This is a genomic window from Halomonas sp. AOP25-F1-15, assembly GCF_052378675.1.
In the GTDB taxonomy this organism is placed as follows: domain Bacteria; phylum Pseudomonadota; class Gammaproteobacteria; order Pseudomonadales; family Halomonadaceae; genus Vreelandella; species Vreelandella casei.
This window is the reverse complement of the sequence record NZ_JBQSXV010000001.1, coordinates 457,518-475,903: the sequence shown is the minus strand read 5'-3', so window position 1 is coordinate 475,903 and position 18,386 is coordinate 457,518. Positions and strand designations below refer to the sequence as shown.

The following is an 18,386-nucleotide window of genomic DNA, read 5'->3' as shown; positions in this document are numbered from 1 at the left end:
AAAAAATGCCCCGAGTCCTCTCAAGGACTCGGGGCATATCGTTTACGCCTGCCCTTAGCGAGCAGGTGAAAAATAATTTAAGCCGGGCTGTTTTTCAGCGTCGCCATGTCGATCACAAAACGATAGCGTACATCGCCTTTTTCCATGCGCTCGAAGCCTTCATTAATCTTATGGATATCGAGCATTTCGATATCACAAGTAATGCCTTGCTCGGCGCAAAGTTTTAGCAGCTCTTCAGTTTCAGCGATACCGCCAATCAAAGAACCCGCCACAACGCGACGTTTAAAGACCAGATTGAACGCTTCAATAGCAGGCTCAATCGGCTCAAGTAAACCAACGATAATGTGCGTGCCGTCATACTTCAGCGACGTTAAGTAAGGGTTTAGATCGTGCTGAACCGGGATGGTATCGAGCATGAAGTCGAAGCTTTCAGCCACGGCGTCCATCTGCGCCTGATCGCTAGAAACCACGACATGGTCCGCACCGTTGCGCTTCGCTTCTTCAACCTTTGCATCAGAGCGCGTAAATACCGTCACTTCAGCACCCAGCGCTTTCGCCAGCTTAACGCCCATATGGCCTAAGCCACCCATTCCAATCACGCCGACTTTATGGCCTTTTCCTACGCCGTGGTGCTTGAGCGGAGAATAGGTAGTGATGCCCGCACATAGAATCGGTGCCGCAGATGCCAGATCAATACCATCAGGCATTTGCAGTACAAAGTGCTCACTTACCACGATAGCGTCGGAATAGCCGCCCTGAGTCATGGTGCCGTCTTGGCGATCTTCACCGCCGTACGTCATGGTAAAGCCTTCCAGGCAGTACTGCTCTACGCCATCTTTACAGGCAGAACAGGTGCGGCATGAATCTACCATGCAGCCTACGCCGACTAAGTCGCCGGCTTTGAAGCGCACGACGCTGTCGCCAACGGACGTTACGCGGCCGACAATTTCATGGCCGGGAACAACGGGGTACTGACTCATGCCCCAATCATTACGCGCAGAGTGCAGGTCGCTATGGCAGACGCCACAGTAAAGAATCTCAATCGCCACGTCGTCTGAGCGTGGCTGGCGACGCTCAAACGTGAAAGGTGCTAGCGGCTTGTCGGCAGCAAACGCCGCATAGGAAAGTACTTGGGGTAGCGCTTGGCTCATCGGTGGATTCCTCATCGTCAAAACTTGTCCTTCAAGAACGGGCCTTCAAGACAGGGTCTTCAAGACAGGGTCTTTAAAGTCGGCCATTATTATTGGCCTAATCAGAGAGGATAGCGATAAACAAAGCTACGCCATTTTTGCCTATTCCTACGCATGCGCGTAATTAAATAACAAAAAAAACGCCAAAATCGTTATTATTATACAAAATCCACCATAAAGAGAGAGAAGCAATCATGCCCTCTACCGCCAAGGCAGGCAATGCGCTGACTGATGTTATCCAGCCCCTCGTTGAGGGCGATGGCATGGCCGCAACACCTCTTCCTGGCGTGTCGTTACTCTGCCTCAGCCGCCATCAAGTGCGCACGCCACTGCTTTATGAGCCAAGCTTAATCATCATTGCGCAGGGACGTAAAACGGGCTATCTGGGCGATCGAGAAATCCACTACGATCCTGGTCATTACTTAGTGCAAACACTGCCGCTGCCGTTTGAATGTGAAACCTACGGCTCACCGGAATCTCCCTTGCTGGGCATATCCGTTCGACTTGATCCTGCACTATTAAGCGAGATGGTGACTGCCATGGGCGATATTGGTCATCATTCCCAGGCGCCGCTGCCAATGGCGTCTGTCGCCATGACGGAGGGCATGCAAAATGCCGTTCTTCGCTTAGCTCGCTCGTTACCAATACAGGTAGAGCGCAGCACGATGGGCAAAGCCCGCATTCGCGATGTAGTGTTTGAAGCACTGAAGGGCGAGCAAGGACCCGCACTGAGGGCGTTGGTATTAGGGCACGGCCATTACTCACGCATCGTGCAGGTGCTCTCGAAGCTGCATGCTAATGTTGCCGGTGAGTTTAGCGTGGAGCAGCTGGCCCAACAGGCCAATATGAGCGCATCGACGTTTCACCAGCACTTCAAGCAGATGACGCGCTCGTCACCCGCTCAGTACTTAAAAAGACTTCGCTTGATCAAAGCGCAGCAACTGCTCGTGCAGGATAATCATAATGTGAATCAAGCCGCTGCGGCCGTTGGATACCGCAGCGTTTCTCAGTTTAGCCGTGATTATAAGCGCTACTTTGGCGAACCGCCCTTGCAGCATCGCCGCCAAGAGCAGGCCTTACGGGCGTAAAACTGAACAGAGTGTTGATATACCGCTCGGAGCTTACTTCGCGAACACCTGGCTCATATCTTTGAATGCTTTGAACTCAAGCGCATTGCCGCACGGGTCGAGCAGGAACATTGTGGCCTGTTCGCCTACTTCACCCTTAAAGCGCACGTAAGGCTCGATTACAAACTGTGTATCGCGTGCTTTTAAACGCTCAGCCAGCGTTTCCCACTCGCTCCACGTTAAGATCACACCAAAGTGCGGCACTGGCACGTTGTGGCCATCAACGGGATTGGTATGCGCGCTCTCTTGGCCCGCCGTTTTGGGCTGCTCATGAATGACCAGCTGGTGGCCAAAGAAATTAAAGTCGACCCACTGCTCGCTGGAGCGCCCTTCTTCCAAGCCAAACACGTCATTATAAAAGGCTCTTGCAAGCGCTACGTCGTACACGGGAATTGCCAGGTGAAAAGGTGAAAGGCTCATGAGCATCTCCTAAATTTTTACGTTAGGTAAAATGGCTAGCGTCTTGCAAGGCCACGGTGTCATTATCCTAAGACGTGATATGCAAAAATAAAATCAATTGTTTTTTAACCAACCCACAAAAAGTATTTATGAATGATTCGTGAGCTCAAAACGTTGATTGCCGTTGCCCAGGAAGGCACCTTCGCAGCGGCAGGTAATAAAATAGGCCTGACGCAAGCCGCGATCAGCGCTCAGATGAAACGCTTGGAAAGCGCCCTTGGCGTGGCTTTATTCGAACGCAAAGGCCGCGTGGCGATACTGACTCAACGCGGCCAAGAAACGTTGCAGCAGGCCCACACGCTGCTTGCGCTTTATGGCACCTTAGGGGTTTCGCCCTCCGGTCAAGAGCTGAACACTCGCGTGAACATTGGCGCTATTGCCTCTATTCAGCGTACGTTTTTACCCGACATTTTGGCGAACTTTCATCGCCGATTTCCTGAATGCTGCACTCGGGTAGTCCCCGGTCTTTCCATGGCGTTAATGAACCAGGTCGATGCCGGTGAGCTAGATATGGCGGTGATCATTCGCCCGCCATTTTCGCTGCATAGCGATTTACGCTGGACGCCGCTTGCCCATGAGCCTTTTCGTTTAATAGTCCCGCGCCGACTACCGATTGAGCCTTGGCAACAGATGCTGGCTACTCACCCTTTTGTGCGCTATGACCGCGCATCTTTTGGCGGCCGCCAGGTGGACCGCTTTTTAAGAGATAACCACTGCCATGTCCGCGAGGTATGCGAGGTTGATGAGTTAGATGCCATTGTGCAATTAGTGGCCAATGGGGTGGGCGTGGCGCTGGCCCCGCAGTCGGGAGCACTTAAACGCTGGCCTAAAGAAGTACGGGCTATTGATTTAGCCGAGCGGACGTTTCACCGCGACATTGGGCTCATCCACCGGGCTAGCGGGCATTTAAGTCCGCCCGCGGCTGCGCTCGCCGACTTAATTAACGATACCGCTCACATCATCGAGCAGCCCTCTCTCTAGCGCTGAAGCCTGACGTAAACAGCGCTTTAACAGTGATTGGCTAAGCTAAAAAAACCTAAAAAAAACGCCAGCCCAAAAGGGCTGGCGCATCTATACGTTAAACGCGTTAGAGCACACGCATTACGCGTCTGTCGTAACGTCTTGCTGCTCGGCGTCCTGTGCGTCGTTCATCTCAGCATCGTCCTCTTCAACGTCACCTTGAATCTCGTCTCCGGCGCCGTTGGGTTGAGGCTCAGCGTCGGTGTTTGCTTCTTCTTCCAACGCTTCATCGCTGCCATTGGCAGCGGCCAAGTTTGCTGGCTCGTCCAGCTCTAGGGTACTCGCAGTATAAGCACGCACCTCACTCAACAAGTCAGGATTTTCTGCGAGATGCTGGCCGTATGAAGGCACAATCTGGCGCAGAGCATCTTGCCATTCGCTACTTTCCATCTGTGCTGGGAAGGCCGTATCCAGCAAATTCAGCATAATAGAAGGTGCCGTCGAGGCGCCTGGCGAAGCTCCCATTAAGGCTGACATGGTGCCGTCAGCAGAGATGACAACCTCTGTACCAAACTGCAGGGTGCCACCGTCTTCGGGATCATCCTTGATAATTTGGACACGCTGCCCCGCTGTCCACAGCTCCCAATCATCTGGGTTGGCTTCTGGATAAAAGGCCTGCAAGGCTTCCATACGGTCGCCATCAGACATCAGCACCTGGCCAACCAAGTAGCGCACCAAGTTAAAGTTATCCAGGCCGACTTCCATCATTGGCCAAGTATTGTTGAACGTCATTGAGCCAAACAGGTCCGTCCAGGAGCCCTCTTTGAGGAACTTGCTTGAGAACGTCGCAAACGGGCCAAAGAACAACGCCGGTTCACCGTTAAGATTACGGTAGTCTAAATGCGGCACTGACATGGGCGGCGAGCCCTCACCGGCCTTTCCGTACACTTTAATTTGATGTTGAGCGACAACGTCAGGATTCGTGGTGTAAAGGAATTGACCACCTACCGGGAAGCCTGCATAAGCACTCGCTTCAGGGATACCCGATGCCTGGAGAAGCGGCAGCGCGGCGCCACCGGCACCAATGAAGACAAATCGAGCATCAACGCTGGTTTCATCGCCACTTTCTAAGTTTTTAACTGTTACATGCCATGAATCGTCGTCATTGCGCTCAAGCCCACGGACTTCACTGTTCAACGACAAAGTGAAATGCTCGTTGTCGCTCAGCGATTCAATCATCTGCTCTGTTTGGGCGCCGTAATTAACTTCTGTACCCATCTGCATTCGCGTTGCCGCAACGGGAGTGTTGTCATCACGGCCTGCCATCACGAGGGGCATCCACCCAGCGATCTCGTCACGATCTTCAGAGTATTCCATATCAGCATAAAGCGGATTTTGCACCATGCTGGCATGACGCTCGCGTAGGAACGCCACATCATCTTCACCCCAAACAAGCGCATGATGCGGAACGGTGTTGATGAAAGCGGTCGGATCACTCAAAACATCCTGGTCTACCTGATGCGCCCAGAATTGACGAGAAAGCTCGAACTGCTCGGTTACGTTGATCGCACGCTCAATTTCGACGTGATCGCCATCGCCCGGCGTATAATTCAGTTCCATAAAGGCGGAGTGGCCGCTGCCGGCGTTGTTCCAAGCATTTGAGCTTTCTTGACCCACTTGATCAAGGCGCTCAAAAAGCTGGATATCCCACTCAGGCTCTAACTCTTGTAGATAGGTGCCGAGCGTGGCGCTCATAATACCGCCACCAATCAACACGACGTCAACAGGCTCATCGGCTGAAATGGGCATAGCCGCTAGCGCTAAAAGCGGCGAGCAGAGTAAAAGGTTAAAACGTTTTTGCATGTCATGCCCCTGGCGGTACATAAAGAACGTGCCGAAAAGATAGTCGCCCTTTATCGAGATAGGTATCATTTGTCGACGAAAGTCTAACAAAAATATGCCACATCAGAAACATATGGCATCACTTAAATGAAAACGGATGGAATTCAGCGTATGAAACCAGAAGACCTGGAAAAGCTAGTGACACGCACCATGCCTTTTGGAAAGCACGCGGGATGGCTCATTGCCGACCTACCTGGCCCTTACCTAAACTGGTTTGCTCGGGAGGGATTTCCTTCAGGTGAGATCGGCCAACTGCTACAGTTGATGCAGGAAATTGACCATAATGGCCTTAGTGAGCTGTTAGAGCCACTGCGCCAGAGACCCAGGCAGCGTCAAGATTGATGCTGGCTGCGTTCGCTGGCCGCTCGCTGAAACTCAGCGTGATACGCCGCCTCATGCAGCGCACGATCAGCAGGAAAGCGCCCGAGTGCAACAGCTAGCTCAAAAAAGCCTGCTGCAGGCAACCCCTCGCCTCGCCGGCTAACCACTAATGCGGCCATGAACGGCTTATCTTGCGTAGCGTCTTCACGCATTAGCTGCTCAAGTGACTGAGTAACCTGGCCAATGGTGCGAGGCGGTGTTAGCGATAGTGCTGAAGCGACCTGCTGATAGGTCATAGGCAGTGCCTCACGCGGTGCGCTCACGAGCAATTCGCGCAGCGCTGTTTTTATAGCGGTCATAAAAATCTCATTGATGGCGCAGTTGCGTTAACAATAGCTGAAGACGATGTGATAAGGAGAAAACGTGACAACACGCCAAAAAACCTCTCACCCCAACCGTAGCCGCTGGCCAGGTGTGCTAGCAGGGTTAAGCATTGTACTGCTCGTCGTAGCAGCCATGATGATGGCCGGATCAGGCCCAGCATACCGCGGTGAACATATCTCGTTAAGTGAGGCGTTTATCTTACTACGCAACGGCGTTTATGCCGCTGGGGCGGCGGTTGCATTAAGCCTTGTGGCACTTCTCGTTAGCGCGATCAAACGCCGCTCCACGCCAGCCGTGATAGCAACACTCGTTATTTTTAGTGCGGCAGCGCTACTTTATATGCCTTGGCAGCACTGGCAACGTGCCCAGTCTCTACCCGCCATTCACGATATCACCACCGATATGCAAAATCCGCCTGCTTTTGAAGCACTAGCAAGCGCTCGCCAAGCAGCGCCTAATGCACTCGCTTATCCCGGCGAAGCAACCGCTCGGCAACAGCAAGCAGCTTATCCGGCGATCAAGCCTCTCCTTTTGAAAGCAACGCCTCAGGCAGTGCTGGCTGCGGCACAAGCAGAGGCAGAAGAAGCTGGCTGGCGAATCGCCAGGATTAGCGACGATCACATAGAGGCCACGGCAACGACACCTTGGTTTGGTTTTGAGGATGACGTTGTCATTCGCTTAACGGAACGCGAGAACGCTGTGCAGGTAGATATGCGCTCGGCATCAAGAATAGGTGCCAGCGATGTGGGTACCAACGCTGCGCGCATCCAAGCCTTTTTGGATGAATTAAAAGCGCGTCTCAACTAACGCTTTAATGTATTGAGTCGAGCCGGTGGCCACCTTCACGCGCTAGGATTTTCTCAGCGTCTAAGGTGGCGATGGGCACCTGGTGCCGCGTAGGAATATCGCCGGTCAACTGAAGCGCCTGATAGCGCAGCGCACAAACGCGTAAAAACGAGGTGAAGTTGCCCAAATCGTGCCCAGCATCGATGGACTCGTGATAAAGCCGAGTAATCATCTGGGCCGTATTCATGTCATCACGCAGGGCAATTTCTTCAAGAAGTTGCCAGAAGTAATTCTCCATGCGTACGCTGGTCACCATCCCGTCAATGCGTAGCGAGCGCGTAGCGCTACGCCATAGCTCGGGGTCAGCGTTAATAAAGAGCTTACACATGGGCGTTATCTCTTAGCGGCTTAATGAGTGCGGGTTACTTGCTAATAGCATAGCGGGCAAGCGCATAGTTCGCCCAGCACGGTGCTGGGCGAACGTCGTTATCTTGCCATTCAGGCTTACTTATTAAGCAACGCCATAAACTGGGCGAGCCAGGCCGGATGAGCTGGCCAGGCGGGCGCCGTGACCAAGTTACCATCGGTCACTGCCTCGGTTACCTCTAGATTGACAAAGTGGCCGCCGGCTAGCTCTACCTCTGGCTGACAGGCCGGATAAGCAGAGCACTGACGCCCTTTTAGCACGTTAGCCGCGGCTAACAATTGTGCACCATGACAAACGGCGGCGACAGGTTTGTTGGTTTCAAAGAAGTGCTGGACCATCGCCAGCACGTCTTTATTCAAACGCAGATATTCCGGCGCGCGGCCGCCGGGTATCACAAGCGCATCGTAGTCGGCGGGGTTAGTGCTCGCAAAATCGGCATTTAGAGCAAAGCGATGGCCAGGCTTTTCAGAATAGGTTTGATCACCTTCGAAATCATGTATCGCGGTAGCCACCGTGTCGCCCGAGGCTTTTCCAGGGCAGATCGCATCCACACGATGTCCAATGGCCATGAGCGCCTGAAAAGGCACCATCGTTTCATAATCTTCAGTGAAATCGCCGGTAATCATTAAAATGCGCTTACTGCTCATCTTATTACTCCTTATCGTTATTGGTCGAGCGATTGAGCACACGCCTAGGGTGTGAAACGAGACTAGCAAGCGCTTACCGGCAAGGGGTAGTAGTCCACTACTACAGGGCAACTTCTTCAGCTACCGTTACTTAACCAATAGCAATAGAAAGTCTTTTCTAAGCAGGACGCTCAATAGCAAAGCGATCGCTGATACGAAGATAATCGCTGCCGGCTAATCGGCCCACGGGCTTGAGTTGCTCCATATCAACATGACGGCCGTCCCACAGTGCATCATCAATATGAATCGAGACCACCTGGGCAAGCACTAAGGTGCCTGCTAAGGGCTGGTCGCCAAATCGAATCATATCGAACAGCTTGCAGCCAAAAGCAACCGGCGCGTTGGCAATCCGGGGCACGCTCACACCGGGCATACTAGCTTTTTCTAATCCGGCCAGCGCAAACTCATCCTCGTCTGGTGGCACGCTTGCACTGGTGACGTTGAGTGCTTCGACTAGCGCCTCACTGCCCACGTGCACGACACATTCCGCGACGTCGTTTAAATTGCGAACCGTGTCTTTAAGTTCGCCACTACCGTCTAACAAAGGTGAAAATGCCAGCACAGGTGGATTGACGCTGGCTACGTTAAAAAAGGAAAACGGTGCCAAATTGGCATTGCCGTGTTTATCTTGAGTCGCGACCCAGGCAATAGGGCGTGGGCAAACAGTGCCAGACAGCAAGCGGTATATAACACCTGGACTTAATGGGGATTCATCTAGCAAGTAGTCGCTCATTTGTGGCTCACTCTTCAGTCGCTAAAATAGCTGCTGCCCAGCAGTTCTCATCATCTTGTGTGTAATTTAATAAGCCGGAAGCCAATATAGGCCTACGCTGGTCAAAAATCGAGCCTCGTTGCATACAGTAATCCCGGCATCGCTCACGGTCATTGGCAGCCATATCAAAAAGTAGGAGCTCAAAATGAAACTCGACCCAATGTCCTTGCGACTGTTTGTCCGGGTAGCAGAGACGGGCACTATTACGGGTGCTGCTGATGCAGAGTTCATTGCGACATCTGCGGTAAGCAAACGCCTAAGCGAACTAGAGACACATTTCAGCACGCCGCTACTACACCGCAACAACCGTGGCGTAGAGTTAACGCCCGCGGGAAATGCACTACTGCATTTATCGCGAGGCGTGCTGCATAACCTTGAAGACTTAGAGCTTCAGATGCGCGATTACACTAGCGGTGAACGGGGTATTATTCGCATTTTTGCCAATATGTCCGCCATCACTCAGTACTTACCTGGCGAGACGCAGGCATTTTTTGAAAAGCATCCCGATATCGGTGTGCAGCTCGAAGAGAAAGTCAGCCCGGTTATTACCCGTGAAATTATGGCAAATGGCGCCGATATTGGCATATGCGCAAAGCTGCCTCATGGCTATGACTTAGCAGAGTTGCCTTACCACACGGATGAGCTAGTGCTTGTCACGCCGTTAAATCACCCACTTGCCGATCGCGACGTCATCGATTTTCGCGATAGCCTTGAGCATGCCTATGTAGGTCTGCACTCATCAAGCGCCATCAATTTGCAGCTGTTGAAAGCGGCCAGTTTAGCTAATAGGCCATTACGGTTACGTATTCAGGTTACCAGTTACGACGCGCTATGTTTGATGGTTCAGGCAGGGTTAGGTATTGGCGTAGTTCCCCGAGGTGCTATTCGCCAATATGTTGGCGGGCTACAGGTGCGTGTACTGCCTATTCGAGATGACTGGGCAAAACGCCCACTGTGTATCTATGTCAACAATATAGAACGAACATCCATGGCCGCCAGGCTATTTATCGACCATCTTGTTGAATCTGCTAAATTTTCACAACCATCAAATCAAGCATAAAAGAGACAGAACAATGCGATGCTGCCAGGCATTTAGCACTCATACAGCGCCAGCCTTCTCGCTTTACGAAAGCAGGCTCATCAATCACCAATATCCAAGCGCACTGATAAAAGGTAATTATAGTCTTGGGATGGTTATGTATAATAAAAGCCGGCTGTCTCGCAAGCACAATTAAAAAGTGGCACTTAGCGCTTAAGCTAAGCGACTGAAGCTCAGAACGCTAACGCGCCATCACCGAATCGAACACTCCAAGACAATAAAAGCATCTCAATGCTTGAGGTAATAACAATGATTCCTTTCACGCTGAAAGCACGCTTACTCCTTCCTGCATCTATATTGGCCTTAGGCACGCTTTCTAGCCCTCTTGCTCAAGCACAAGATGCCTTAAATATGGGCGCGGTTCCTACTGGCACTGGCTGGTTCTTTGGTATTTCAGAGGGCGCACGGGTTATCAGTGCTAACACGCCTTATGAAATTACCGTGCGCGAAACCGGCGGCACGCGAGAAAATGCTATTCGCTTAGGCCGCAATGAGCTTGATCTTGCCTTCACCGAAGCCTTGGTAGGCTACGAGCAGTACAACGGTATTGGTCGGTTCGAAAGCACACCCAACGAAAACGTACGCCTCGTATACTGGATTGCTCCCTCCACAATGCACTGGGCCGTTCGTCAAGACTCCGACATCAAGAGTTTCGAAGAGCTCGCGGGCAAGCGCTTCAATCCCAGCAGTATTGGCGGCGGCGGCGAGTACATCACTGAGCTAGTGTTTGATATTTTAGGCGTAGAGCCTGACTTTCAGCGCATGCGTATTGATGATGCAGCCGAAGGGGTCATTGATGGTCGCTTGGTCGGTTTTAGTTATAACGGCATTCCCCCCATACCGGCTTTTACAGAAGTTCACTCCTCGCGCCCCTTGCAGCTGCTTTCGCTGTCAGAAGAGCAGCTTGAAACTGTCACAACCGAGCTTCCTTTCTTATCGCCATCAATTATCCCTGCAGACACCTACCGCGGCATGGATGAGGCAACATCCTTGGGAATCTATATGGGCGTATCGGCCAATAGCTCTCTTGATGATGATATTGTTTATAACATCACCAAAGCTTATTGGGACAACCACGAACAGGTAGCGGCTTCTTTTGCTCCTGCCAAGGGAATGACCCCGCAAGACGTCATTGATAATGCCACCTTCCCGGTCCATGCGGGTGCGCTGCGCTATTACCAAGAGCTGGGCCTTGAAATCCCAGAAGACGTTATTCCTCCCGAAGCACGCTAATTTCTGCTGGCACCCGCAGGCGATTAATAGCCTGCGGATGTTTAAACATCCTCATATTTATACACGCCTGCAGTGGTTGCTAAAAGACACGTGAGCGTGGGAGTCATCCGATGGATACCCCTGGAAGCAATAAGATCGTTGAGAAGTACTCAGAAGACTCGGGCAAGCGCCAGCTTACGGGTGTCTGGTTTTTGGTGATGCGATCAATGGCAGTGGCGATGGCAGTTTTTCACCTTTATGCCGCCATAACGGGGGCCGTTAATACCCAAAATGCTATACACCTCTTGTTCGCTCTGCCGCTAATCTTTTTGGGCTACTCCTGCCGTGCGAAAGACAATCACCGCCTGCCTTGGTTTGATGTCATCCCTGTGATACTGGCAATCGCGGTTAGCGGTTACTACATCATGCAGTTTGATCGGATTATCTATGAGCTGGGTTACCTCATGCCGACCACTTATGATTTGGTGTTCGGGGTTCTGGCCATTTTACTTTTGCTTGAGGCCTGCCGTCGTGCCATCGGCCTTGCGTTTCCAATCCTGGTACTTATTGCGCTTTCCTATGCCTATTTTGGCAACTACCTACCCGGTGTATGGGGGCATGGAGGGTTTGGTTGGGCCGACTTAGTGGCCACTTTTTACATGAGCCCAACCGGGATTTACGGCAGTTTGATGCGCACTTCCTCAACGGTGATCGTGGTATTTATTATGTTTGGCGCGCTGTTGGTAACCACTGGCGGTGGCGATACATTTATGCGTTTATCTAATTCGCTGACTGGCGGCATGGCCGGAGGCCCCGCTAAAGCGGCCACTCTATGCAGTGCCCTATTTGGTAGTATCAGCGGCAGCACCGCTGCCAACGTAGCGACTACCGGCGTATTCACCATCCCCCTGATGAAAAAAAGCGGTTATAGCCCACGCTTCGCAGCAGCCACAGAGGCCTCTGCATCCACCGGCGGACAAATATTACCCCCTATCATGGGTGCCGCGGCCTTCGTCATGGCTGATGTTATTTCGGTGAGCTACCTAGAAATCATCGGTGCTGCCCTTATCCCCGCCCTACTTTTCTATCTAGCCATCTGGATGAGCGTTCACTTCGAAGCTAAGCGCCTTGGGCTAAACCCTATACCCAAAGACCAGCGCCCTACATTACGCGAGGGACTGTTCAACATTGAAACACTGCTGCTGCCGATCATTGTACTCATCGCCATGCTGGTGCTGCGCTATACCCCCACGACTGCCGCCGTCGCCGCTTATTTCACAGCACTACTAATTTACCTATTCTCCTGGCGCAGCCCCGGCAGCTTTACGGATCGCTTGAAGTCGATTCCCGCTGCCTTAGAAGCGGGTGCGATGACCGCTGCAATGATCGCCGTTATCATCGGTAGCGTTGCGATTATTGCATCCGTCATCAGCCTTACCGGCCTAGGGCTTAAAGTCTCATCTGTGATTCTCGTCGTCAGCGGCGGCGATGTATTAATCACACTACTGTTGGCAATGGTAGTGGCGATCATTCTCGGCATGGGGCTCCCTACCGTGGCAGCCTACATGCTGGCTGCGTCTGTTGTAGCGGCTGCGTTTATTGAGGCTGGCTTGCCCAGCCTTTCATCGCATCTATTCATTCTCTACTTTGCAATCCTTTCCGGCGTGACACCGCCCGTTGCGCTAGCGGCCTATATTGGCGGCGCTATCGCGGGTTCACACTGGTTTAAAACGGCCCTGACGGCGACCAAAATATCGCTCGGCGGCTTCTTAATTCCCTTTATGTTTATCTACCATCCACCTCTTTTAGGCGATGGAACCGTGCTTGAGATTGCCCTTGCCGTGGGTTCTGGCATTATCGGTATAGTGGCGCTTGCGGCATCAACGATTGGCTTCTTTTTACGCCCATGCAGTTGGCTCGAGCGTGGATTATTACTCACCGCTGCACTGATGCTGATTAATGGTCAAGTGATGACCGATATAGCAGGTATTGCACTGATTGTCGGGCTGTTTGGGTGGCAATACCGATTAAATAGTACTGATAAAAATAGTACTGATAAAAATAATACTGATAAAAATAGTACTGATAAAAATAGTACTGATGACGCCCGCGCCCCTCTGCCAAGCAAGGAGCTCTCGCAATGAACATTGTCATTCCAGACGATTATCAGGACTGTGTACGCAGCTTAGACGCCTTCAAGCAGTTAGAAGACCATGATGTGGCGATTTATCATGACACCCTTACCGACCTGGATGCGCTAAGCACGCGATTGAAGGCCGCAGAGGCACTCGTGCTTATCCGCGAACGCACGCCCATCACGGCGGCCCTACTTGAGCGCCTGCCCAACCTCAAAGTGATTAGCCAAACGGGCGGTGGCGCGGCACATGTTGATATGGCGGCCTGCCGTCGCCACGGTGTGACCGTGATGGCGGGCACCGGCTCGCCTAACGCCGCCGCGGAATTAACCTGGGGACTTGTGCTAGCCGCGATGCGCAATATTCCCGCAGAGGTTGAAAACCTAAAAGCAGGCCGCTGGCAGCGTACGCTAGGCACGGGCCTCAAGGGACGCACGCTAGGTATTTTTGGCTATGGGAAAATTGGCAGTTTAGTCGCACGCTATGGCCAGGCGTTTGACATGAAAGTGCTGGCATGGGGGCGAGAAAGCACCCGCCAGCGTGCTATTGAGGCTGGCCTTGACGTGGCCAAAAGCCAGGCGGATTTCTTCCAGCGCGCCGATGTATTAAGTCTTCACCTTCGTTTAAACGATGACACTCGGGGTATCGTCACCGCTGAATTACTCGCCCAAATGAAGCCAACGTCCCTACTGGTGAACACCAGCCGTTCTCAGCTACTGGCACCACAGGCGCTTGAACAGGCGCTGCGCGCCGGACGCCCAGGCCAAGCCGCGGTTGACGTCTTCGATACGGAGCCTGTCGTCACAAGCTCTCTGCTCGAATTGCCCAACTTAGTCGCCACACCGCACCTAGGCTACGTCGAAAAAGACAGCTATGAGCTCTACTTTGGCGATGCGTTTAGCAACCTACTGGCTTATATCAATGGGCAGTCAGTCAATAATTTAGCTGGCTAGAGTTGGTTAGTATCATTCAGCCAATAAGCCCCGCCTCTGTGCCAATTGTGCTAGCCTTATAGGTTCATGAGTAATACAGAGGACATGAATGCTCACCATTTCTAGCGACGTTACCCTGGCTGATTGGGAGATTGGTATTAGCCAGATTCGTGCCCAAGGCGCTGGCGGCCAGAACGTCAACAAGGTCGCTTCAGCCGTACACTTGCGCTTCGACATTCTGAGCTCCACGCTGCCACCACTGTACAAAGAAAGGCTAATGGCGTTGTCCGATCAGCGCATTAGCAAAGAAGGCGTGGTGATTATTAAAGCTCAGAGCCATCGCAAGCTTGAGCTAAATAAAGAAGATGCACTGGCACGTTTAAGAGAGCTGATACGGAGTGCCACCAAACCGCAAAAAATTCGCCGTGCCACTAAGCCCACTAAAGGCTCACAACGCCGCCGGGTTGACCACAAAACCCGCAAAGGTAAAGTCAAATCGCTGCGCGGCAAGGTATCTGCTTCATAAGCCATCGCTCGATACTTAATGCCAAAGAGCTTTCAATCATGACTAAAGCCCATACACCCGCTAAGGTGCGGCCTATTTCGCCTTGCGTTCAAATCTGCCAAATAGAATCGTCAACATCGGTATGCGAAGGCTGCGGACGTACATTAGATGAAATAGCCTGCTGGGGAGCTATGACCGAGGCTGAACAAGCCCCGGTATGGGAACGGCTGGAAGCAGAAGGCTACGTCCCAGACTCTGTACGCTGATGGCGGTCACGCAATATATGATGTAGCTCGCCACAGGCCACCATGGGGTCATCACAGTTGATAACAATATCAGAGTGAGCCAACACGTAGCTGCGACCGGTGATGGTGTTTTCGACGACGTGATAATCGCCCTCTTGATGCGTGCCCGTGAAGGTGCCGATAAAGCCCGTATCACGCAGCGAAACGGTTTCTAGCTTATCCCCCACGTTCAGCCGCCCTTCATAGTTCATTAGCGCTAAGCGTGCCGACGTACCGGTGCCTGTGGTGCTGCGGCAGATAACACCAGGGTGAACATACGTGGTGGAACGTGAGCGTATATACCCCTCCCCGACCTTCTCCTCAGGGCCCATAAAGTGCAAAAATGGCAATGGCCCCACATCTCCAAGCGTGTAATGGGAGAAGCCGCGCTGCGCTTTAATTGCCTCAACAATTTTATAAGCGCACTCAGCCAACGCTCGCTCCTCATCACGCACTAGCTTAAAGCCAAGCTCAGTCGCATCTACCAACGCATAAAAGCCGCCGCTATAAGCGATTGAGTAGGTCACATTACCAATACTCGGCACGTTAATCGTATCGCGATAGGTGTCGATATAACTGGGCAACCCGCTGCAGGTGACCGATTCGACAACGCCGTTATGCACCTTCGCTTCAATTTGCACCAGGCCCGCGGGCGCTTCTAGTTTGAAGCGCTGAATACCTTCTTGCTTAGGCACAATACCGCTCTCTAGTACGGCGGTGGCCGTGCACAGCGTATTGGAACCAGAGTAAATGGGGTAACCCATCACTTCCATAATGATGTAACCCGCGACGGCCTCCGGATGGCAGGCTGGCACCAATAAATCGACCGACATTTCCGGCACGCCGTAAGGCTCTTCTAGTAGCAGGCGGCGCAATCCGTCGGCGTCATCGCGCAGGTACTCCATCTGCTCGCGAACGGTGGCACCGGGTAAACTATCAATACCACCCGTAACAATACGGCTAACATCACCACCGGCGTGAGTATCCATTAACTGAATGGTATGAAAATTATGCACTAGCGTTGCTCCTGAGCATCGGAAGAGGTGTTTTCAAGAGCGAACGACGCACCGTGGGAAGCCCACTGTGAATCGGGAACCAGCACAATTTTGCCCAGATAATTGCCACCTCGATTAACAAAATAACGCTCGGCAGCATGCAGGTCAGAAAGTTTAAACGCTGCATGAAGCACCGGTTTGAGTAGGCCGCTACGAATCCATTCGACAAGCTGCTCAGCCTCTTCACGAGTACCGTGAGAGACGCCAAAAATCTGCACCTGGTAGAGATAAATACGGGTCCACATCATTTCGCTGAGATTGCCACCGCTGGCACCGGCTATTGAAAGACGCGGATAGCTCTGACGGCCCTGCATATCGACAATCATGGTATCGATAAACAGGTTCGTCATCTCACCCCCGACCAGATCCATCACTGCATCAATCGGTTTGCCGTTAGTGGTAGCCAGCACTCGCTCAACAAACGTCGGCAAGTCGCCACGATCAATCACCGCCTCTGCGCCGAAGGCGCTTAGCGCATCGGCTTTATCTAGCTGGCTGACGGCGTAAGGGATGGCCCCAACGATTCGGCACAGCTGAATGAGCGCCGTACCCACGCCACCGCTGGCACCGCTTACCAGTACCCGCTCACCGGCACATATACTGGCAGCTGTCATCATGTGGTAAGCAGTTTGATACGAGCACATACCCATTGACGCCAGCTCAGCATCGCGCAGCTCAGGATTCGGCACAGCGTAAAACTGATCGGCTGGCACGGCGATATATTCAGCAAACCCACCGTCAGCACCGTGGCCGTAATAATCCGGCGTTAGATTAATATCGCGACGCTCGTCAGCGTAGATATTAAAATCGAGCAGCCCGCGCTCACCAATACGCTCAGCGCCAACACCTTCACCGACGGCTACCACGCGGCCTGCCACATCAGCGCCTTGAATACGCGGAAAGGTAAGCGTCGGCGTGCCGCCCATGGCAAAGGAAGTGACGTCGCCCTTATCTTTGGTGGGATAAAGGCCTTCCCGGGCTTTTCGATCGGTGTTGTTCTTGGCCGTCGCGGTTACCTGCACCAACACCTCGCCTTGCCTGGGCTGCGGCGTAGCGACATCCTGATGGTATTCCAATTTATCGATATCCCCATGCCCGGTTAAGAGCATGGCAGCCATCGTCGTTGGTACCTTGTGTGCAGTGTCGGCCATAGATTGACTCCGTTGTATGGCGTTAAAACCAGTTTTTACGCTTGAATAACCAAACCAGTATTCCAGCGATGCCCAACATGGCTCCCCATACAAAAAAGTAGCCATACTCGTAGCGCAGCTCGGGCATATTGGCAAAGTTCATGCCGTAAATGCCGGCAATAAACGTCAACGGCACAAAGATCGCGGTAATCACCGTCAGCACACGCATAGTGATATTTAGCTGATGAGATGAAATAGAAATATAGCCATCGATTAAGTCACCGCAAATTTCATAGTACATCTGGGTCAAGGTATAGAGACGTTCGAAACGATCCGCCACATCATTAATCGCGTGGAGCGTCTCGCTTTCTTCGCGGGGCACATGCTCGTAGTCGTAAGCCGTTAGCTCCTGGGTAATTCCCTGATGGTAGCTAAAGATTCGGCGCATTTTCACCAGCCGAGAGCGATAGGTGATGATCTTGCGCATGAGCGCATCGTTGCCATTTTCGAGTAGCTCATCCTCCAAATCGCTTAGCTCAGTTTCAAATTCGAGCAGACTATCGATATAAAAGCCGGCTGAAATATACATCACTCGCAGCGCGACATGCTCAGGGGAATGCGCCAGCAGTTTCTTGCCGTGCTCATTAAATAGCCGCTCAATGCTGAGCGCCTCACCGGGGTGAAGTGTGACTAGAAAGCGCTCACCGACAAAAAAACATATCTGCTGCGGCAGATAATTCAACTCAGCATCGAAGGAGGAAATACCCCGGTAGATAATCAGCGTGTGATTATCGAACTCTTCAATCTTTGGCGGATGGCGCTCCTTATGAGCATCCTGAATCGCCATGGGATGAAATTTGAAAGCCTCTAAAATGGTGCGTTCACTGTCCTGCGTCTCACCCTGCATATCGATCCAGATATGGCTGTCAGGCGTGGATTGCCACATGGCCAGCAAGTCTTCATTGCCTTCGTGAACCGCACCATCGGGCGTAGTAAGCATAGCTCTAATCATAGTCGTCC

General features: G+C 52.3%; 20 protein-coding genes. 10 read left to right on the top strand and 10 right to left on the bottom strand.

Going from position 1 to position 18,386, the window contains the following annotated elements; all coding sequences use genetic code 11:
* Positions 1–77: 77 nt before the first annotated feature.
* Positions 78–1,151, bottom strand: a complete 1,074-nt coding sequence (locus ACT3TF_RS02095; RefSeq protein ID WP_444671479.1) for an NAD(P)-dependent alcohol dehydrogenase — start codon at positions 1,149–1,151, stop codon at positions 78–80.
* Between the two features lie 233 nt (positions 1,152–1,384).
* Here ACT3TF_RS02095 and ACT3TF_RS02090 point away from each other — a divergent pair, with 233 nt between their 5' ends.
* Positions 1,385–2,278 (top strand): AraC family transcriptional regulator N-terminal domain-containing protein, encoded by an 894-nt coding sequence (locus ACT3TF_RS02090; RefSeq protein ID WP_444671478.1) that lies wholly within the window; start codon positions 1,385–1,387, stop codon positions 2,276–2,278.
* Between the two features lie 33 nt (positions 2,279–2,311).
* Here the strand turns inward: ACT3TF_RS02090 and ACT3TF_RS02085 are convergent, their stop codons facing one another.
* Entirely contained in the window at positions 2,312–2,737 is a 426-nt protein-coding gene (locus tag ACT3TF_RS02085) for a VOC family protein (RefSeq protein ID WP_096278797.1), read from the bottom strand.
* Positions 2,738–2,869: 132 nt separating this feature from the next.
* Between ACT3TF_RS02085 and ACT3TF_RS02080 the strand changes: the two genes are divergently transcribed.
* Complete coding sequence (locus ACT3TF_RS02080) at positions 2,870–3,757, top strand: LysR family transcriptional regulator (protein ID WP_096278795.1); 888 nt, start codon at positions 2,870–2,872, stop codon at positions 3,755–3,757.
* A gap of 120 nt (positions 3,758–3,877) precedes the next feature.
* Here the strand turns inward: ACT3TF_RS02080 and mqo are convergent, their stop codons facing one another.
* Positions 3,878–5,599 (bottom strand): malate dehydrogenase (quinone), encoded by a 1,722-nt coding sequence (mqo, locus tag ACT3TF_RS02075; protein ID WP_096278793.1) that lies wholly within the window; start codon positions 5,597–5,599, stop codon positions 3,878–3,880.
* Positions 5,600–5,749: 150 nt separating this feature from the next.
* Between mqo and ACT3TF_RS02070 the strand changes: the two genes are divergently transcribed.
* Complete coding sequence (locus ACT3TF_RS02070; protein ID WP_096282316.1) at positions 5,750–5,980, top strand: DUF3820 family protein; 231 nt, start codon at positions 5,750–5,752, stop codon at positions 5,978–5,980.
* Here ACT3TF_RS02070 and ACT3TF_RS02065 read toward each other — a convergent pair.
* A complete protein-coding gene (locus ACT3TF_RS02065) occupies positions 5,971–6,318 on the bottom strand; it encodes a hypothetical protein (RefSeq protein WP_444671477.1) in 348 nt (115 codons plus the stop codon). The two genes, ACT3TF_RS02070 and ACT3TF_RS02065, sit on opposite strands and share 10 nt — an antisense overlap.
* Positions 6,319–6,382: 64 nt before the next feature.
* On the opposite strand from ACT3TF_RS02065, the gene ACT3TF_RS02060 reads away from it, so the two are divergent.
* A complete protein-coding gene (locus ACT3TF_RS02060; RefSeq protein WP_444671476.1) occupies positions 6,383–7,150 on the top strand; it encodes a DUF1499 domain-containing protein in 768 nt (255 codons plus the stop codon).
* 4 nt (positions 7,151–7,154) lie between these two features.
* Here ACT3TF_RS02060 and ACT3TF_RS02055 read toward each other — a convergent pair whose 3' ends face one another.
* The 3 genes from ACT3TF_RS02055 to ACT3TF_RS02045 all read right to left on the bottom strand — a co-directional run bounded on the left by ACT3TF_RS02055 (position 7,155) and on the right by ACT3TF_RS02045 (position 8,975).
* Entirely contained in the window at positions 7,155–7,517 is a 363-nt protein-coding gene (locus ACT3TF_RS02055) for a ribbon-helix-helix domain-containing protein (protein WP_441684683.1), read from the bottom strand.
* Between the two features lie 116 nt (positions 7,518–7,633).
* The gene (locus ACT3TF_RS02050; RefSeq protein WP_444671475.1) at positions 7,634–8,203 is read right to left on the bottom strand and encodes a DJ-1/PfpI family protein; all 570 of its coding nucleotides are present in this window, start codon (positions 8,201–8,203) and stop codon (positions 7,634–7,636) included.
* Positions 8,204–8,360: 157 nt separating this feature from the next.
* A complete protein-coding gene (locus ACT3TF_RS02045; protein ID WP_096278789.1) occupies positions 8,361–8,975 on the bottom strand; it encodes a flavin reductase family protein in 615 nt (204 codons plus the stop codon).
* A gap of 184 nt (positions 8,976–9,159) precedes the next feature.
* On the opposite strand from ACT3TF_RS02045, the gene ACT3TF_RS02040 reads away from it, so the two are divergent.
* The 6 genes from ACT3TF_RS02040 to ACT3TF_RS02015 all read left to right on the top strand — a co-directional run bounded on the left by ACT3TF_RS02040 (position 9,160) and on the right by ACT3TF_RS02015 (position 15,163).
* Entirely contained in the window at positions 9,160–10,074 is a 915-nt protein-coding gene (locus tag ACT3TF_RS02040) for a LysR family transcriptional regulator (RefSeq protein WP_096278787.1), read from the top strand.
* A gap of 288 nt (positions 10,075–10,362) precedes the next feature.
* Complete coding sequence (locus tag ACT3TF_RS02035; protein WP_444671474.1) at positions 10,363–11,346, top strand: TAXI family TRAP transporter solute-binding subunit; 984 nt, start codon at positions 10,363–10,365, stop codon at positions 11,344–11,346.
* A 110-nt stretch (positions 11,347–11,456) separates the two neighbouring features.
* On the top strand, positions 11,457–13,469 hold the full coding sequence (locus tag ACT3TF_RS02030; RefSeq protein ID WP_444671473.1) for a TRAP transporter permease: 2,013 nt from the start codon (positions 11,457–11,459) through the stop codon (positions 13,467–13,469).
* Positions 13,466–14,413, top strand: a complete 948-nt coding sequence (locus ACT3TF_RS02025) for a D-2-hydroxyacid dehydrogenase family protein (RefSeq protein ID WP_444671472.1) — start codon at positions 13,466–13,468, stop codon at positions 14,411–14,413. The genes ACT3TF_RS02030 and ACT3TF_RS02025 overlap by 4 nt, the downstream gene beginning before the upstream one ends.
* Positions 14,414–14,501: 88 nt before the next feature.
* On the top strand, positions 14,502–14,918 hold the full coding sequence (gene arfB / locus ACT3TF_RS02020; protein ID WP_096278779.1) for an alternative ribosome rescue aminoacyl-tRNA hydrolase ArfB: 417 nt from the start codon (positions 14,502–14,504) through the stop codon (positions 14,916–14,918).
* Positions 14,919–14,956: 38 nt separating this feature from the next.
* Positions 14,957–15,163, top strand: a complete 207-nt coding sequence (locus ACT3TF_RS02015) for a DUF1289 domain-containing protein (RefSeq protein WP_444625253.1) — start codon at positions 14,957–14,959, stop codon at positions 15,161–15,163.
* Here the strand turns inward: ACT3TF_RS02015 and ACT3TF_RS02010 are convergent.
* From ACT3TF_RS02010 to corA, 3 genes are read right to left on the bottom strand one after another with little or no spacing between them, the layout of a single operon-like run.
* Positions 15,139–16,197, bottom strand: a complete 1,059-nt coding sequence (locus ACT3TF_RS02010) for a proline racemase family protein (protein WP_444671471.1) — start codon at positions 16,195–16,197, stop codon at positions 15,139–15,141. The genes ACT3TF_RS02015 and ACT3TF_RS02010 overlap by 25 nt on opposite strands.
* Entirely contained in the window at positions 16,197–17,387 is a 1,191-nt protein-coding gene (locus ACT3TF_RS02005; RefSeq protein ID WP_096278775.1) for a zinc-binding dehydrogenase, read from the bottom strand. Before ACT3TF_RS02005 ends, ACT3TF_RS02010 begins: the two co-directional genes overlap by 1 nt.
* A gap of 22 nt (positions 17,388–17,409) precedes the next feature.
* Positions 17,410–18,378 (bottom strand): magnesium/cobalt transporter CorA, encoded by a 969-nt coding sequence (gene corA, locus ACT3TF_RS02000; RefSeq protein WP_444671470.1) that lies wholly within the window; start codon positions 18,376–18,378, stop codon positions 17,410–17,412.
* Positions 18,379–18,386: the final 8 nt, after the last annotated feature.

What these genes read in the sequence shown, in the direction of transcription:
- ACT3TF_RS02095 (WP_444671479.1), bottom strand. Translation starts at nt 1,151, where the DNA reads ATGAGCCAAGCGCTACCCCAAGTACTTTCCTATGCGGCGTTTGCTGCC.
- ACT3TF_RS02090 (WP_444671478.1), top strand. Translation starts at nt 1,385, where the DNA reads ATGCCCTCTACCGCCAAGGCAGGCAATGCGCTGACTGATGTTATCCAG.
- ACT3TF_RS02085 (WP_096278797.1), bottom strand. Translation starts at nt 2,737, where the DNA reads ATGAGCCTTTCACCTTTTCACCTGGCAATTCCCGTGTACGACGTAGCG.
- ACT3TF_RS02080 (WP_096278795.1), top strand. Translation starts at nt 2,870, where the DNA reads ATGATTCGTGAGCTCAAAACGTTGATTGCCGTTGCCCAGGAAGGCACC.
- mqo (WP_096278793.1), bottom strand. Translation starts at nt 5,599, where the DNA reads ATGCAAAAACGTTTTAACCTTTTACTCTGCTCGCCGCTTTTAGCGCTA.
- ACT3TF_RS02070 (WP_096282316.1), top strand. Translation starts at nt 5,750, where the DNA reads ATGAAACCAGAAGACCTGGAAAAGCTAGTGACACGCACCATGCCTTTT.
- ACT3TF_RS02065 (WP_444671477.1), bottom strand. Translation starts at nt 6,318, where the DNA reads ATGACCGCTATAAAAACAGCGCTGCGCGAATTGCTCGTGAGCGCACCG.
- ACT3TF_RS02055 (WP_441684683.1), bottom strand. Translation starts at nt 7,517, where the DNA reads ATGTGTAAGCTCTTTATTAACGCTGACCCCGAGCTATGGCGTAGCGCT.
- ACT3TF_RS02050 (WP_444671475.1), bottom strand. Translation starts at nt 8,203, where the DNA reads ATGAGCAGTAAGCGCATTTTAATGATTACCGGCGATTTCACTGAAGAT.
- ACT3TF_RS02045 (WP_096278789.1), bottom strand. Translation starts at nt 8,975, where the DNA reads ATGAGCGACTACTTGCTAGATGAATCCCCATTAAGTCCAGGTGTTATA.
- ACT3TF_RS02040 (WP_096278787.1), top strand. Translation starts at nt 9,160, where the DNA reads ATGAAACTCGACCCAATGTCCTTGCGACTGTTTGTCCGGGTAGCAGAG.
- ACT3TF_RS02035 (WP_444671474.1), top strand. Translation starts at nt 10,363, where the DNA reads ATGATTCCTTTCACGCTGAAAGCACGCTTACTCCTTCCTGCATCTATA.
- ACT3TF_RS02030 (WP_444671473.1), top strand. Translation starts at nt 11,457, where the DNA reads ATGGATACCCCTGGAAGCAATAAGATCGTTGAGAAGTACTCAGAAGAC.
- ACT3TF_RS02025 (WP_444671472.1), top strand. Translation starts at nt 13,466, where the DNA reads ATGAACATTGTCATTCCAGACGATTATCAGGACTGTGTACGCAGCTTA.
- arfB (WP_096278779.1), top strand. Translation starts at nt 14,502, where the DNA reads ATGCTCACCATTTCTAGCGACGTTACCCTGGCTGATTGGGAGATTGGT.
- ACT3TF_RS02015 (WP_444625253.1), top strand. Translation starts at nt 14,957, where the DNA reads ATGACTAAAGCCCATACACCCGCTAAGGTGCGGCCTATTTCGCCTTGC.
- ACT3TF_RS02005 (WP_096278775.1), bottom strand. Translation starts at nt 17,387, where the DNA reads ATGGCCGACACTGCACACAAGGTACCAACGACGATGGCTGCCATGCTC.
- corA (WP_444671470.1), bottom strand. Translation starts at nt 18,378, where the DNA reads ATGATTAGAGCTATGCTTACTACGCCCGATGGTGCGGTTCACGAAGGC.